Source organism: Streptomyces sp. NPDC007875, from assembly GCF_042868035.1.
Taxonomy (GTDB): domain Bacteria; phylum Actinomycetota; class Actinomycetes; order Streptomycetales; family Streptomycetaceae; genus Streptomyces; species Streptomyces antimycoticus.
In genome coordinates, this window is the sequence record NZ_JBIADZ010000112.1 from 1 (window position 1) to 1,333 (window position 1,333).

Consider the following 1,333-nt stretch of genomic DNA (forward strand, 5'->3'; position numbering starts at 1 on the left):
GGTTCCGTGGGTGCTCTCGGCCCGGAGTGCGGAGGCGTTGCGGGGGCAGGCGGCGGCGTTGGCTGGGCGGGTGGGTGGCGCGACCGAGTTCTCGTCTGTTGATGTGGGGTGGTCGTTGGTGACGACGCGGTCGGTGTTTGAGCGTCGGGCGGTGGTGGTGGGCGCTGATCGGGCCGAGTTGGTGGCGGCGGTGGAGGCGTTGGCGGGGGGTGTGTCGCATTCGGGTGTGGTGGAGTCGGGTGGGGCGGCGTTGGCCGGGGGCCCGGGTCCGGTGTTGGTGTTTCCGGGTCAGGGTTCGCAGTGGGTGGGGATGGGTGGGGAGTTGCTTGAGGTGTCGCCGGTGTTCGCGGCGCGGGTTGGGGAGTGTGAGCGGGCGCTGGCGCCGTATGTGGAGTGGTCGCTGAGGGATGTGTTGCGGGGGGCTGTTGGCGCTGCGGATCTGGGGCGGGTGGATGTGGTGCAGCCGGTGTTGTGGGCGGTGATGGTGTCGTTGGCTGGGGTGTGGGCGGGGTATGGGGTGCGTCCTGCGGCGGTGGTGGGGCACAGTCAGGGTGAGATCGCGGCGGCTGTTGTCGCGGGGGCGCTGTCGTTGGAGGACGGCGCGAAGGTGGTGGCTCTGCGGAGTAAGGCGTTGCGGCGGTTGGCCGGTGGTGGGGCGATGGCGTCGCTTGGTGTGGGTCGGGAGCGGGTGGGGGAGTTGCTCTCCGGTCTGGGTGATCGGGCTGCTGGGGTAGGTGTGGCGGCTGTCAATGGGTCTTTGTCGACGGTGGTTTCTGGTCCGCCGGAGCAGGTGGCCGTTGTGGTGGGGGTGTGTCAGGAGGTGGGGGAGCGGGCGCGGTTGATTGAGGTGGATTATGCCTCGCATGGTCCTCAGGTGGAGGAGATCCGTGGGGAGTTGAATGAGGTTCTGGCGGGTGTTCGTCCGGTTGTTGGTGGGGCGGATGAGGTGGGGTTTTATTCGACGGTGACGGGTGGGCGGGTGGAGGCTTCCGTTCTGGACACGGGCTATTGGGTGTCGAATGTGCGGGAGCGGGTGCGGTTCGCCGATGCGGTCGAGGCGTTGCTGGCGGATGGGCATCGGGTGTTTATCGAGGTCAGTAGCCATCCGGTGTTGACTCTCGGCTTGCAGGAGACGTTTGAGCAGGTGGGGGTGGACGCGGTTGCTGTGCCCACGTTGCGTCGTGATCACGGTGGCCTGGCTCAGCTTCTGCAGTCGTTGGGCCAGGCGTTCGTCGCTGGGGTCGGGGTGGACTGGCGGGCCGCGTTCCCGGCCGACCCCACGCCTCGTACGGTCGATCTGCCCACGTACGCCTTCCAGCACCAGCGCTACTGG

1 protein-coding gene is annotated in these 1,333 nt (G+C 68.1%); it reads left to right on the top strand.

The features are described from left to right. On the top strand, positions 1-1,333 hold a 1,333-nt coding region (locus ACFYOY_RS49165), incomplete at both ends, for an acyltransferase domain-containing protein (RefSeq protein ID WP_388594666.1).